The organism is Rhodobacterales bacterium HKCCA1288 (genome assembly GCA_015693905.1).
Lineage (GTDB): Bacteria > Pseudomonadota > Alphaproteobacteria > Rhodobacterales > Rhodobacteraceae > M30B80.
Map to the genome: position 1 here is coordinate 31,682 of CP065161.1, position 13,376 is coordinate 45,057.

Sequence of the window (13,376 nt, forward strand, 5' to 3'; positions counted from 1 at the left end):
CTCCCTAAGGGTTTGGCTTCTGCTTGGAAAGAGGCAGAAACTGAGGCATGAAGGGAATATGAACGAATTTCACAGCCATATGCCCCGCGCGCTTGATCTGGCGCGACAGGCCGCCTTGCAGGGTGAGGTGCCTGTTGGTGCCGTGATCATCAAGGATGGCGCGGTAATTGCCGAAGCCCGCAACGAGATGCGCGCGCGTCATGACCCGACCGCCCATGCCGAGATGCTCGCCATTCGTGCCGCTTGTGCCGCATTGGGGCAGGAACGCCTTACAGGATGCGATATTTGGGTCAGTCTTGAGCCTTGCCCTGCCTGTGCAGGGGCCATTGCCGCAGCACGCCTGTCGCGTCTTTATTATGCGGCTTCTGATCCGAAATCGGGCGGCGTGGCGCAGGGGCCATGTGTCTTTGACCACCCCCAATCGCATTGGAAGCCTGAGATATATTCTGGCATAATGGAGAATGAGGCAGCCGCACTCTTGCGCGCGTTCTTCGCAGCCAAGCGAGACGAGTGATGGCCGACAGAATATGCGCGGAGGGCCTATAAGCCGGATTCTGTCTTGCCCCTTGCGGGGCATGGATGACCATTCCTCTGGGCGATCTGTTGCCAGATCACTCTAGCTGCCAACCCGGATCGCACGGGGCAGAAGCGGCCCTGAAAGGTTGCCCTTTCCAACGATCCCTATTTGGCATTGCTCCCGGTGGGGCTTGCCGTGCCGCCCGTGTCACCACGCGCGCGGTGGGCTCTTACCCCACCGTTTCACCTTTTCCCAAGGCCGAAGTCTTGGGTAGTTTCATTTCTGTGGCGCTTTCCGTCAGATTGCTCTGCCTAGGCGTTACCTAGCACCGTTGCCTCTTGGAGTCCGGACTTTCCTCGAACATTGCTGCCCGCAGTCATCCAGCCCTCCGCGCAAGAGGCGCTTTAGGTGACGCGGCCCGCGCGGTCAACGCCAAAGCGCGCCGCCAAATCAGCCGCAATCGCGCAATCCCATCCGTCAAGCGGCGCGGCTTTTGCCAAAGCATGGGGGCGATACCTGCGCCGCAGCGTGTCGCGCATAAGGTCGAGATCCTCCACATGATACCCAATTTGCGCGCAATCATTCATAAAGCGCTGCGGGTCTATCGCCAAAGGCGCGCGGGGCTTTGGCATTACGGCGAGGCCTTCATGCGCAAGCCGTGCCCAATCAAATCGTGGGCCTGGGTCAATCTTGCGCCCTGCGGCCAGATCAGAATGGCCGATAACGCCTTCGGGCGGAATATCCCAACGGGCCATGATCCCGCGCAGTAGATCACCAAGGCAGGCCATTTGTGGTTCGGAAAACGGGCTAAATCCGCAATTGTCCAATTCAATTCCGATAGAGTGGGAATTTACGTCCACGATCCCGCGCCAAGCCCCCGCGCCCGCATGCCATGCCCGCATCGCCTCATCCACCAAAGCGTGGCATCCGCCATCACGCCCAATAAGATAATGCGCCGAAACCTCGCGGGATGGGTCGCAGAGCGCGCGCGCTGCCCCCTCGCAATCCTCCATCGCGGTATAATGGATCACGATCAAAGAGGGGGTTGCCCCCTCGCGCCTTGGCCCGAAATTCGGGCTTTGGCGGGGCAGGCTCATTGGGTCGCACGCGCGGCTTGGGCCGCCGCGCGATAGGGTGCAGGATCCCATCCGCAGGCATAGCCATCCCCATCAGGGTCAAGCACCATTGGGTCGCGATTGGGCCCGCCGCGCGCTAAGAAATCTTCTTGCGCGAGATCATCCCCGCGATAGGCCGCACAGTTTTCCGCATGTCGCCCCCGACCCAAGGGGGAACGGGCATAAACCCGTTGCCCCATCGGATGGCTCGTTGCCAAGGCGTAATTCAACACCGATGGGCCAACCGTTTGGGGGCGCTCAGGCACGGGTTCAGGTGCCACCACTACCAATTGTTGCTGCATCCGTGCGCGCCGTTCGGCGTCTGATTCAATTGTCTCACGCGCGGACACCGCGTTGAAATCCTGTTCGTCAGAAATCCCACGGGGTGTTGCAGATCTCGGGGGTGCAGATACGGGTGCCGCAGAGGCAATGGTTGTCACAGCGACAGATGGCGTGGATGCCGCAGGCGCGGGGGCGGCGATAGCGTGCGCGCCTTGTTGTGAGACCGCCTGTGGCGCGGCGGCCTCAATGGCCGCGCGGGCGCGGGCCGCTAAAATTTGATCTTGCGTCAAAACGGGTGCTGCGGGTGCGGCAGCATTGGCCACGATCGGCGCCGTTTGCGGCGCGGTGATTGCCTGTGGCGGTGTTCGCAAGGCCTCGCGCCGTGCAGCCTCGGCGGCGAGATAGCTTTGATAATCGTTGAACCCAACCCCTTTGGCGACATCATTGGGGGCAGAGACGCATCCACTTCCCCCAATTCCTACGGCCACAAGCAATGCCCCCACGCGCAGCTTGTCCCGCAAATTTGCGGAATGCCCGACCTTAAACCCCATCACTGCCTCATAAGCTTTTTGCATATTTATGCAGAAAGCTTACCACCATTTATTGGGTTTGGCTACAAATCCCGCCGCAGTTTCCAGCGCGTAGGCGGTGTTGAGCAAATCACCCTCTTCAAAGGGGCGGCCGATCAATTGCAGACCCAAAGGCAGGCCCGCACTGCTCAACCCTGTGGGCAGGGCCACACCTGGCAGGCCCGCAAGGTTCACGGTGACTGTGAACACATCGTTGAGATACATCTCAACAGGGTCAGCCACCTCTTTCCCCAACTCAAACGCCGCCGATGGTGTGGCGGGTGTCAGGATTGCATCAACGCCTGCGGCAAATACCTCGTCAAAATCGCGCTTGATCAGGCTGCGCACACGGCGCGCGCGGTTGTAATAGGCATCGTAAAACCCTGCTGATAGCACATAGGTGCCGATCATGATCCGCCGCTTTACCTCGGCACCAAAGCCTTCGGCGCGGGTTTTCTCGTAGAGTTCTGTAATGCCGTCCCCTTGGGACAGTTCCGCGCGATAGCCAAAGCGCACCCCATCATAGCGCGCAAGGTTTGACGAGGCCTCGGCTGGTGCGATCACGTAATAGGCGGGCAGAGCGTATTTTGTATGCGGCAGCGAGATGTCGCGCAGTTCTGCACCTGCATCTTTCAGCATCGCAGCGCCATCGGCCCAAAGTTTCTCAATCTCTTCAGGCATCCCATCAACACGATATTCGCGCGGGATGCCGATGGTTTTGCCCCGAATATCACCCGTCAGAAGTGCTTCGAAATCGGGAACGGGCAGATCGGCGGATGTGCTGTCTTTGGGGTCATGCCCCATCATCGCGGCCCCCATGATTGCGGCGTCCCGCACCGTTTTGGTCATTGGCCCTGCTTGATCAAGGCTAGAGGCAAAGGCGACAATCCCCCAGCGCGAGCAGCGCCCATAGGTGGGTTTCAGACCTACTGTGCCCGTGAAGGCGGCAGGTTGGCGGATTGACCCGCCCGTATCCGTGCCAGTGGCCCCCAGGCAGAGGTCAGCCGCAACCGCGGCAGCCGATCCCCCAGAAGATCCACCGGGTGTCAGGTTTTGATCGCTGCCGTTCGCGCGCCACGGGTTGACCGCTGGCCCGTAAACAGAGGTTTCGTTGGACGACCCCATGGCAAACTCATCCATATTAAGTTTGCCCAACATGACCGCGCCTGCATCGCGCAATTGCGCTGAGACGGTCGATTCATATTCAGGCCGAAAGCCTGACAGAATTTTTGACGCGGCTTGGCTCTCGACCCCTTCGGTGCAGAACAGGTCTTTGATCCCAATAGGAATGCCGCAAAGGGCGGGCGCATCGCCCGATTTGATCCGCTGATCTGCGGCCTCGGCGCGGGCAAGCGCAAGATCGGGGGTGTTATGGACGAAGGCGCCAAGCGCGCTGCTGCCCTCAATCGCGCTGAGGCAGGCATTGGTCAATTCAACTGCTGTGGTCTCGCCACGGCGCAGGGCATCGCGCGCCTCGGCAATGGTCAATTTGTTCAGATCAGACATCACTCAACCACCTTTGGCACGGCAAAAAATCCTTCGCGCGCATCGGGCGCGTTCGACAAAACCTTGGATTGTTGATTGCCATCCGTCACCTCATCTACACGCGCCTTAAGGCGCTGTGGCGTGACCGATGTCATCGGCTCAACATCGCTGACATCCAGTTCTGAGAGTTGCTCAATAAAGCCCAAGATCGCGTTGAATTCGGACGCTAGGCTTGGCAATTCGGCAGGGTCAACCTTGATGCGGGCAAGTTTCGCCACGCGGGCTGCGGTGTCGGTGTCAATTGACATCGTAATATCCCTTCTGTTCTGTCAGGCGCGGGTTTAGCGGGGCAGGGGCAGCACTGCAAGCGGCCACGCGCAGAAAACCCGTTAGGTGAACCGAACACTTGGCGGGTCGTCATCTGACTGTCACAGTGTCACGCCATAGCCGTGATCCGTAGTATAGGTGCGCCAGCATGAGCGAAAATCAACACCCCCCCAGTCTGAGCGCGCTTTTCGCGGTTTTTGCGCGCATTGGGGTTTTGTCCTTTGGCGGGCCCGCCGCGCAAATCGCCTTGATGCATCGTGAGTTGGTCGAGCAGCGCAATTGGTTGAGCGAACGACAATTTCTTGCGGCACTGTCCTTCACCATGCTTTTGCCCGGGCCAGAGGCTATGCAACTGGCCACTTATGCAGGGTGGCGCTTGCGCGGCACTTTGGGTGGCTTGATCGGTGGGGGACTTTTCGTCTTACCGGGTGCTGCGGTGATCATGGCCTTAAGCGCGCTTTATGTGGGCTTTGGTCAGCTGCCGCTTATGGCGGCGCTGTTCTTGGGCATCAAGGCAGCGGTGATTGTGATTGTCATCCAAGCCTTTTTGAACCTGTCAAAGCGCGCCTTAAAGGGGGCCGTTGCCGTGTGGATTGCGGGACTGGCATTTACGGCACTGTTCGTATTTGATCTGCCCTTTCCTTTGGTGATCGCAGGGGCGGCGCTGATTGGCTATTTGGGTTGGATCACGCCGATTGCGGCGGCGGCAGACCTGCCGCAAGGGCGCCCGTCCAACAGCGGTGCTCATCTGGCGATCTGGGGCGGGTTGTGGGCCGCGCCCTTGGGGCTTTTATACCTGATAGCGCCTGAGGGGCTGTTGTTGGAGGTTGGGCTTTTCTTCTCGAAACTGGCGCTTGTGACCTTTGGCGGGGCTTACGCGGTCTTGGCCTATATGGTGCAGCAAGTTGTCGGGGATTTTGGATGGCTCACCACAGGGCAGATGATGGATGCTTTGGGCTTGGCTGAAACCACGCCTGGGCCGCTGATATTGGTGACGCAATTTGTTGGCTTCCTTGCAGGGTTTGGCACCTATGGGTGGGCAGGTGCGGTCACTGCCGCGGTTTTGACCCTTTGGGTGACGTTCATACCCTGCTTCTTGTGGATATTCCTATTCGCGCCACAAGTGGATCGCTTGGTCGCATGGCCCAAGCTAAAGGCCGCGCTTGACGGGGTTATGGCGGCGGTTGTTGGGGTTATTGCCAATTTGTCTGTGTGGTTCGCGCTGCATGTCTGGTTTGAAACGGTCACGCGCGACAACGGGCTGTGGCTGCCTGATTGGGCGAGCCTTGATTTGGCTGCCGTGATCTTGACCCTTCTCGCGGCAATCTTACTGCTGTGGCAGAAGATGGGCCTGATCCGCGTTCTTGTGATTATGGCGGGGGCGGGCGCGCTTATTTCCCCGTTTTTCGGTTGACACCTGCCGCCCCGTCAGTAAAAGCGCCCAAACAGAATTATCTCGCGCGCGGATTCTCGCGCCGATCAACGCCGTTCAAGGAGCAACGCCATGGCGAAGCCGACCACGATTAAAATCCGCCTGAACTCCACGGCGGGTACAGGCCACTTCTATGTGACCAAGAAAAACGCACGCACAATGACCGAGAAAATGACAGCGCGCAAATACGACCCAGTCGTGCGCAAGCATGTCGAATATAAAGAAGGTAAGATCAAATAAGATCTGCCTCTCTTGGGTATACATAAAAAAGCCGCGCCTGATTGCGCGGCTTTTTTATTGGCGTGATACAGCAATGGAAAAGGGCCGCACTGTTCATGCGGCCCTTCATTTTTGGATATGTGCCCTGAAGGCTTATTCGCGGTTACCCAAGAATTGCAGCAGGAACATGAACATATTGATAAAGTCGAGATAGAGGCGCAACGCCCCCATAATCGCGGATTTGTTCAGCCATTCCTGATCGCCATGCACGGCATGGTCGATATATTCTTGTTTGATGGACTGGGTGTCATAGGCAGTCAGACCTGCGAAGATCAGCACGCCCAAAATGGTGATTGCGAAATGGATCGCGGGTGAGCCCAAGAAAATATTGATGATCGAGGCCACAATCAGGCCGATCACGCCCATCATCAAGAATGTACCCCAGCCGCTGAGATCCTTTTTGGTGGTGTAGCCATAAAGGCTAAGCCCCGCAAAGGCGATGGCGGTGGTCAGGAAGGTCTGTGTGATGGACACGCCTGTGAACACAGCAAAGATCCACGAGATGGAGATACCCATCACGGCAGCGAAGGCATAGAAGAACAACTGCGCTGCTGCAGCAGACAAGCGGTTCACCGCCGCGCCAAAGGCAAAGACCATGATCAGCGGCGCGAACATGGCAATCCAGCCAAGGATATTGGGCTGCATCGTGATCGGGTCGCGGAATAGGGCGTTCAGCGCAGGGTTGCTGCCGATTGCCCAAGCAGCGCCTGCGGTCATGACCATGCCTACGGACATGGTGCCGTAGACCTTGTTCATATGGGCGCGCAAGCCCTGATCAATCTGCGCTGCATTGGCCGAGGCCGCTGCCGAGCGCATCGTTTGATATGGTGCCATTGATCCCTCCTACAGAGATGGCTGTCACGGTCAAAAAGGGTGGCAAAGCCGCCCCTTGGGGTCGCAGGCGGCACTCTGCCGCCCGTCCTTGGCCTTAATATTGGCAAGAAGGGCTATTTTTTCAAGTGAAAGCTATGCAAAACACACTCAAAGGTTTGATAGTTTTTTCCTATCACGTAAGCCTGCGATAGGTATCAAAGCGTCTTTGAAATTTCGATCACCACTTTGCCCGTGGATTTGCGCGATCTAAGCGCGTCAAGGGCTGCAGGCAGGGCGTCAAACGGGTAAGTTGCACCAATATGAGGCTTGAGGCCGCCTTGTGTATAAAGGCCAAAAACCTGTTCAAGGGAGTGTTGCAAGGCCTCTGGATTAAAGCGCAGATACCCGCCCCAATACAGGCCCATCACATCAAGATTTTTGACAAGCAGATGATTGGCGGGGATTTGCGGAACGGTGCCGCTGGCAAAGCCGATGCTTAAAATCCGCCCTTCGGGCCGCATAGCGCGAAAACCGGCCTCAAATCCCGCGCCGCCAACCGCATCATAAAGCACATCAACACCGCCAAGGGCGCGCAATTGGTCGCGCAGATCGGGGGTGTCTGCGTCAATCACATGATCCGCACCAGCGCGTTTGGCAATTTCAAGCTTGGCTTGCCCGCGCGCCACCGCAATGACCTTGGCCCCAAGGCTTGCGCCGATTTCCACCGCGGTCAGGCCGACCCCACCTGCCGCACCTAACACGGCAAGGGTTTCCCCCGCAGCCAGACGCGCACGCCGCGTCAGTGCCAGATGTGAGGTGCCATAGGCAATCAAAAATCCTGCGGCCTCGGTCAAGGGCATGTGATCTGGCAGGCGCAGGGCGCGCTGTGCGGGAAAGCATCCATATTCTGCCAAACCGCCTTGGCCCGCATAAACGGCCACAGGATCCCCTACCGCGTGGGTTGTCACCCCATCCCCAAGCGCATCCACCACGCCCGCCAATTCTAACCCCATGACGAAGGGCGGGGTCGGGGTGTCTTGGTATTTTCCCTCAATCATAAGCAGATCGGCAAAGTTCAGACCACAGGCGGCAATGCGCACCCTGATCTCGCCTTTGTTTGGGCGTGGCATTGGAAGTTCACGGATTTCTGGCGCGGTGTTAAAGGCGCTCAACTCCCATGCTTGCACGGCAAAATCCTTTCCCAATCATCCAAGCCCCTGATCTTGCACAGTTAAGACATCGCGCCAAGCCGTCAAAGCGCCGCGCGCTTTTTCGTTAGGAAAAATTCGCCTTATGCGGTATCATAGGGCTCCGAACGCAGGTTGTGTGACCGGCTTTGGCGCGTGAATTATCAGGTCTGCCTCTCCCCTTTCTTGACCGATATTCGTTGCGCCCTATCTTGCACTCGGTGCCGCATGGGTTGAGTGATGTCTTGCGAACTCGCTTGGCTTTTGTGGTCGTTTGTTGCCAAACACCAATCGCAGTCGCAGGAGTAACCAAGTGACACATCCCGTAGACATTCATGTCGGCAAGCGCGTTCGTCATCGCCGTTGGATGGTGGGTATGACCCAGCAACAGCTCGCGGCCCATGTTGGGATCAAATTCCAACAGATCCAAAAATACGAAACTGGCATGAACCGCATCAGCGCCTCGCGCCTTTGGGATATTGCGGCAACGCTTGGCGTGCCTGTGCAGTATTTCTTTGAGGGATTGGACGAAGCCAACACCACCGCCGCAAATCAGCCCGATGATCTTTTGGCGGATAAGGAAGCGTTGGATTTGATCCGCTCTTACTACGCGATCCCAGAAAATCAGCGCCGCCGTTTGTTTGATTTGGCGCGGGTTCTGTCGGACGCAGCTGCTTGACCTAGGGCGGTTTTGCGTGGCACTGCGCGGGGGCGGGGCAGAAGGCCCTGCTGCCACCAGTGAGATGCCATCATGACCGCGACCCGCAATTTGCCCAATGTGACCGATGTCGAGGCGGCCGAGCTGATTGCCTTGGCCCATGACCTGGCGGATGCTGCGCGCAAAGCGACCTTGGCCCGTTTTCGTCAAGCGGGGCTTTCAACCGAAAACAAGGCAAGCGCGGGATTTGATCCCGTAACCGAAGCCGACCGCGAGGCCGAGGCAGCGATGCGCGCCTTAATCGAGGCACGCCGCCCGCAAGATGCGATTTTGGGCGAGGAATTTGGCGTAAAATCGGGGCAATCGGGCCTGACATGGGTGCTAGACCCAATTGACGGCACGCGTGGATTTATGACGGGCACACCCAGTTGGGGGGTGTTAATTGCCCTGTTGAATGAGACAGGCCCAATTTTCGGCGTCATTGACCAACCCTATATCGGTGAGCGTTTTATCGGCGGTTTGGGGCAAAATTCCCTGACTGGCCCGCAAGGCGAAATGATCTTGCGGACAAGCGCGCGCAAAACTTTGGCTGAGGCGCGGCTCTTTTCGACTTTTCCAGAAATCGGCACGATGTCCGAGCGGCTCGCCTTCGAAGCGGTGCGCGATCAGGTGCTTTTGACGCGCTACGGGATGGATTGCTACGCCTATGGTTTGGTGGCCTTGGGGCAGGCAGATTTGGTGATTGAGGCGGGTCTGCAATCCTATGACATCGCCGCCCCGATTGCCGTGATTGAGGCGGCGGGGGGCATTGTCACCAATTGGCAAGGCGGCCATGCCCATCAGGGCGGGCAGGTCTTGGCTGCAGCCAATCGCGATTTACATCAGGCGGCATTGGTGCTTTTGTCTAAGCATTCTTGATCCTTTATGGGGTGCGTCATGCGTAAATTTCTTTCGCTCGGTCTTGTGGTTGCGGCCCTTGCGGCCTGCGCGCCAAACGCGCCGCAAAACGGGCCTGATCAAGATGGCCGTCTCTCCCTGCGCCAATCCTCGGAAATTGGGCGTGTGGGCACCTATCTGGCCATCGCGCGCGCGGATGCGGGGCTGACCATTCCGCTGCGCCATTCACCGAAATTGCAAGGTGTCGCCGCCGCGCGTGCGGTTGATCTCGCCTCAGGTGGGCTGGCCCCCTTGTCGGATCGCATTGCGCAAGCGGGCTACTCTGCCTGTTTTAGCGCCGAGGCGGTGGCGCGCGATGCGGCCGATTTGCGCACGGGCGTAGATCAAATGTTGGCAGATCCCGCCACCCGCGCAGCGATCCTATCTGCAAGCCCAAGCGAGTTTGGCTTCTTGCGCAATGGGGCAGAGCAAATCTTGATCCTTGCGCGCCCCTGTTAAAGGGGTCAGGCGCGTGGGCCAAGGATGCGGATCACTGTTTTCCATTGGCTGATTGCGACCCCGCACAAGATTAATCCAAGCGCCACAAAAAAGCGCAAAGGCAGGTCTTCTGACAGGATCAGCCAGCCAAAGAACACCGACCACAGCGGCACTTGATAATTGACCAAGGTCATAAACACTGCGCCCGCGCTGCGGATCACCGAAACCCGCAAAAGCGCGGCAAGCGCGGTGGGAAAGAGGCCAAGCACGATGATGGCCCCCCCTGAGCGAAGGCCTTGCCATTGCGGCAGACCTTCAACGATCAGCATCGCAGGCAGGATCAAGACCGCCCCAACAGCAAGGGTCGTTCCCGCAAGGCTGATGGGGTCGACCGCAGGGCAGGTGCGGGTCATCACCGAGGACACGGCGTAGGAAATGGTCGCGGCCAAACAGGCGAGGGGGGCCAACACCTCCCATCCTTGTGAGGTGCCCATCTGAAACGCCGCACCGAGGTTTGGGCCCACCAAAGTTAGCGCGCCGAAAAAGCCCACAGTCACGCCAATCACACGGCGGCGATCCATTTTTTCATCGCTAAAGACATGCGCCAAAGGCAGCACGAACAGGGGCAGCGCGGCCATGGAAATACCTGCAAAGGCCGAAGGCACATATTGCTGGCCCCACGACAGAAGTGAGAAGGGCAGCGCGGAATTGAGCGCACCAATGATCAGAATATAGGGCCATGCGGCGCGGGTGGGCAGGGAGCGGCCAAGGGCCGCCATCAATCCAAGCAAGGCCAATGCCCCCAATGTGGTGCGGGCTGCCGCAACAGTAAGCGGGCCATAGCCCTCAAGCGCGATAGAGACGACCATAAATGTGCCGCCCCAGATCACGCCAAGCGCGGCGATCGAGGCCCAATTAGAGGCACTGGGGCTGTCGGATATACGGGTTTCGGTCATGATATTCTGCTCCTGCCAAGGCGGGTTCTGCCGCCTTCAGAGGGCATGTGCAATGGGGCGACAGAAAAAAGGCCCGTCTTTGCGGACGGGCCTTTGATCGGTTGAGCTGCTAAGCGACTTAGTTCTTCGCTTTGTCCACCATCTTCCCTGCGGAAATCCAAGGCATCATGCCGCGCAGTTTTTCGCCCACTTCTTCGATCTGGTGTGCGTCATTGATGCGGCGTGTCCCTTTGAAGAAGGGCTGACCCACGGTGTTTTCGGTCATGAAGTCACGAACGAATTTACCTGTCTGAATATCGGTCAGAACCTCTTTCATGCGCGCCTTGGTTTCATCGTAAGGCAGGATGCGGGGGCCAGAGACGTATTCGCCATATTCGGCCGTGTTCGAGATCGAGTAGTTCATATTCGCGATGCCGCCTTCGTAGATCAGGTCAACGATCAGCTTCACCTCGTGCAAGCACTCGAAATAGGCCATCTCAGGGGCGTAGCCCGCTTCGACCAAAGTCTCAAAGCCCATGCGGATCAGTTCAACCAAGCCACCGCACAACACGGCCTGTTCACCGAAGAGGTCGGTTTCGCACTCTTCTTTGAAATTGGTTTCGATGATGCCCGAACGGCCACCGCCAATGGCGGAGCAATAGGACAAACCGATTTCCAAAGCTTTGCCGCTTGCATCATTGTGAACGGCCACAAGGCAAGGCACGCCGCCGCCTTTGGTGTATTCGCCGCGCACTGTGTGGCCTGGGCCTTTGGGGGCCATCATGATTACATCAACGCCAGGCTTAGGCTCGATGAGGCCGAAATGCACGTTCAGGCCGTGGGCGAATGCAATCGCCGCGCCTTCGCGCAAATTGTCATGGACGTATTTCTTGTAGGTTTCGGCCTGCAATTCATCGGGCATGGTGAACATGATCAAGTCGCACCAAGCGGCGGCTTCTGCGATCCCCATAACCTTGAGGCCTTCGCCCTCGGCCTTCTTCGCAGAAGGGGAGCCCTCGCGCAGGGCCACAACAACATTCTTTGCCCCGCTGTCGCGCAGGTTCAGCGCGTGCGCATGGCCTTGGCTGCCATAGCCCAAGATGGCAACTTTTTTGTCTTTGATTAGGTTCACATCGCAATCGCGATCGTAATAGACGCGCATCGGCTTTCTCCTTGCTGGCTGCAAATTTCATCTGCCGTTGGTATAAGCGCGGTTTGCTGCGAAGTGCGGATGAATATTTGATTATTTTGAGTATTATATGATAAGATCATTCGCAAATATTAATTTTTGGATTATTTCATGCTCGATGATCTGGATCGCCGCATTTTGCGCCATCTACAGTCTGACCCTGACCAACCTGTGGCGCGGGTGGCCAAAGCGGCGGGTGTGCCTGTGGCGACCTGCTATAAACGGCTTGATCGCATGCAGGCGATGGGCGCGTTGCGCGGGACGCGCGCTGTTATTGATTGGCGGGCACTTGGCTATGCGGTTCAGGTGTCGTTGCGGATCTCATTGGATAAAACAGATCCACGCGCCTTTGATGAATTTATCGTCGCCGCGCGCGCCGTGCCAGAGGTGACCGAAATTCAAACATTCTTGGGCCGTGTTGATGTGCGCCTTGAGGTGATTGCGCGCACCATGCCGCATTACCAAGAAATTTACCGCGACCGCATTCTAAGCCTGCCCCATATCGCGGATATCGAGGCCCTGATGCATGTCGCGGCAATCAAAGACAGCGAAAGCTTGCCCTTATGATTGATCTTGATCCGATTGACCGCCAAATTCTGCGCGCTTTGCAGGAGGACGCCACGCAAAAGGCCGCCGAGATCGGGCGGCGCTTTGGCCTAAGCCAACCCGCAGCATGGCGGCGCATTAAGCGCCTGTCTGATGCAGGTGTGATCACCACCCGCCGTCTTGATCTTGATGCTGAAAAGCTGGGCTTTGGCGTGACAGTGTTTTTGGGGGTGAAATTGGCCACCAAGGGCCGCGTCAGCCTTGAGGATTTCGAGCGCGCGGTGACCGCCATCCCTGAGGTGCAATTGGTGCAGCATGTTCTGGGCCTTTATGATTACAGGCTGCGCATTATTGCCCGCGATCTGCCAGATTTTGAACGGGTGTTGCGCCGCCGTATCATGACCCTGCCTGGGGTTGGGAATGTCGAGGCGAATGTGCTGTTGTCAGAGGAACGCCGCCCTGGCCCCTTGGGGTAAGCGCGCTATTTTTCAGCTATGCCCAAAATGAAACGCAAATCAGACCTGCCTCAAAAAACCTGTGCCACCTGTGGTCGCCCCTTCGTGTGGCGGCGCAAATGGGCCAAGGATTGGGAGGGGGTGCGCTATTGCTCGGACAAATGTCGCGCGGCGCGCAAGTCGGTCAAAGCGTAAATTGCCTTCCCTCGATAA

The 13,376-nt window shown here is 57.9% G+C and carries 17 protein-coding genes and 1 other RNA gene; 9 read left to right on the forward strand and 9 right to left on the reverse strand.

From position 1 onward, the window contains the following. Positions 1–79: 79 nt before the first annotated feature. On the forward strand, positions 80–514 hold the full coding sequence (locus tag I3V23_00140) for a nucleoside deaminase (protein ID QPI86603.1): 435 nt from the start codon (positions 80–82) through the stop codon (positions 512–514). A 13-nt stretch (positions 515–527) separates the two neighbouring features. Here I3V23_00140 and rnpB read toward each other — a convergent pair. The 5 genes from rnpB to gatC form a co-directional block, all read right to left on the reverse strand. Then, positions 528–909: RNase P RNA component class A (gene rnpB, locus I3V23_00145), an RNA gene on the reverse strand. Between the two features lie 12 nt (positions 910–921). After that, the gene (locus I3V23_00150) at positions 922–1,614 is read right to left on the reverse strand and encodes an N-acetylmuramoyl-L-alanine amidase (protein ID QPI85474.1); all 693 of its coding nucleotides are present in this window, start codon (positions 1,612–1,614) and stop codon (positions 922–924) included. After that, positions 1,611–2,489 (reverse strand): hypothetical protein, encoded by an 879-nt coding sequence (locus tag I3V23_00155; protein ID QPI85475.1) that lies wholly within the window; start codon positions 2,487–2,489, stop codon positions 1,611–1,613. The genes I3V23_00150 and I3V23_00155 overlap by 4 nt, the downstream gene beginning before the upstream one ends. Before the next feature lie 15 nt (positions 2,490–2,504). Then, positions 2,505–3,989, reverse strand: a complete 1,485-nt coding sequence (gene gatA, locus I3V23_00160; GenBank protein QPI85476.1) for an Asp-tRNA(Asn)/Glu-tRNA(Gln) amidotransferase subunit GatA — start codon at positions 3,987–3,989, stop codon at positions 2,505–2,507. Further along, the gene (gatC, locus tag I3V23_00165) at positions 3,989–4,276 is read right to left on the reverse strand and encodes an Asp-tRNA(Asn)/Glu-tRNA(Gln) amidotransferase subunit GatC (GenBank protein ID QPI85477.1); all 288 of its coding nucleotides are present in this window, start codon (positions 4,274–4,276) and stop codon (positions 3,989–3,991) included. Before gatC ends, gatA begins: the two co-directional genes overlap by 1 nt. 167 nt (positions 4,277–4,443) lie before the next feature. Between gatC and chrA the strand changes: the two genes are divergently transcribed. Together chrA and rpmG are read left to right on the forward strand one after the other, a co-directional pair. After that, positions 4,444–5,709 (forward strand): chromate efflux transporter, encoded by a 1,266-nt coding sequence (gene chrA, locus I3V23_00170; protein QPI85478.1) that lies wholly within the window; start codon positions 4,444–4,446, stop codon positions 5,707–5,709. Positions 5,710–5,799: 90 nt separating this feature from the next. After that, the gene (rpmG, locus tag I3V23_00175) at positions 5,800–5,967 is read left to right on the forward strand and encodes a 50S ribosomal protein L33 (protein QPI85479.1); all 168 of its coding nucleotides are present in this window, start codon (positions 5,800–5,802) and stop codon (positions 5,965–5,967) included. 132 nt (positions 5,968–6,099) lie between these two features. Here the strand turns inward: rpmG and I3V23_00180 are convergent, their stop codons facing one another. Then, on the reverse strand, positions 6,100–6,840 hold the full coding sequence (locus I3V23_00180; protein ID QPI85480.1) for a Bax inhibitor-1/YccA family protein: 741 nt from the start codon (positions 6,838–6,840) through the stop codon (positions 6,100–6,102). Positions 6,841–7,034: 194 nt separating this feature from the next. Beyond that, positions 7,035–8,006: an NADPH:quinone oxidoreductase family protein gene (locus I3V23_00185; GenBank protein QPI86604.1), complete on the reverse strand. Its 972-nt coding sequence runs from the start codon at positions 8,004–8,006 to the stop codon at positions 7,035–7,037. Positions 8,007–8,319: 313 nt separating this feature from the next. Between I3V23_00185 and I3V23_00190 the strand changes: the two genes are divergently transcribed. The 3 genes from I3V23_00190 to I3V23_00200 all read left to right on the forward strand — a co-directional run bounded on the left by I3V23_00190 (position 8,320) and on the right by I3V23_00200 (position 10,059). Further along, positions 8,320–8,685: a helix-turn-helix transcriptional regulator gene (locus I3V23_00190; protein ID QPI85481.1), complete on the forward strand. Its 366-nt coding sequence runs from the start codon at positions 8,320–8,322 to the stop codon at positions 8,683–8,685. Between the two features lie 72 nt (positions 8,686–8,757). Further along, positions 8,758–9,582 (forward strand): histidinol-phosphatase, encoded by an 825-nt coding sequence (gene hisN / locus I3V23_00195; protein ID QPI85482.1) that lies wholly within the window; start codon positions 8,758–8,760, stop codon positions 9,580–9,582. An 18-nt stretch (positions 9,583–9,600) separates the two neighbouring features. Continuing rightward, the gene (locus I3V23_00200) at positions 9,601–10,059 is read left to right on the forward strand and encodes a hypothetical protein (GenBank protein ID QPI85483.1); all 459 of its coding nucleotides are present in this window, start codon (positions 9,601–9,603) and stop codon (positions 10,057–10,059) included. 5 nt (positions 10,060–10,064) lie between these two features. On the opposite strand, the gene I3V23_00205 is transcribed toward I3V23_00200, so the two are convergent. Then, entirely contained in the window at positions 10,065–10,979 is a 915-nt protein-coding gene (locus tag I3V23_00205) for an EamA family transporter (protein QPI86605.1), read from the reverse strand. A gap of 133 nt (positions 10,980–11,112) precedes the next feature. Beyond that, on the reverse strand, positions 11,113–12,135 hold the full coding sequence (gene ilvC / locus I3V23_00210; protein QPI85484.1) for a ketol-acid reductoisomerase: 1,023 nt from the start codon (positions 12,133–12,135) through the stop codon (positions 11,113–11,115). A gap of 138 nt (positions 12,136–12,273) precedes the next feature. Here ilvC and I3V23_00215 point away from each other — a divergent pair, with 138 nt between their 5' ends. Genes I3V23_00215 through I3V23_00225 form a run of 3 tightly spaced genes read left to right on the forward strand, consistent with a single transcriptional unit; the run spans position 12,274 to position 13,358 of the window. After that, entirely contained in the window at positions 12,274–12,729 is a 456-nt protein-coding gene (locus tag I3V23_00215; GenBank protein QPI85485.1) for an Lrp/AsnC family transcriptional regulator, read from the forward strand. Continuing rightward, on the forward strand, positions 12,726–13,184 hold the full coding sequence (locus I3V23_00220; GenBank protein QPI85486.1) for an Lrp/AsnC family transcriptional regulator: 459 nt from the start codon (positions 12,726–12,728) through the stop codon (positions 13,182–13,184). Before I3V23_00215 ends, I3V23_00220 begins: the two co-directional genes overlap by 4 nt. 18 nt (positions 13,185–13,202) lie before the next feature. Continuing rightward, entirely contained in the window at positions 13,203–13,358 is a 156-nt protein-coding gene (locus I3V23_00225) for a DUF2256 domain-containing protein (GenBank protein QPI85487.1), read from the forward strand. The last annotated feature ends 18 nt before the right edge of the window (positions 13,359–13,376 follow it).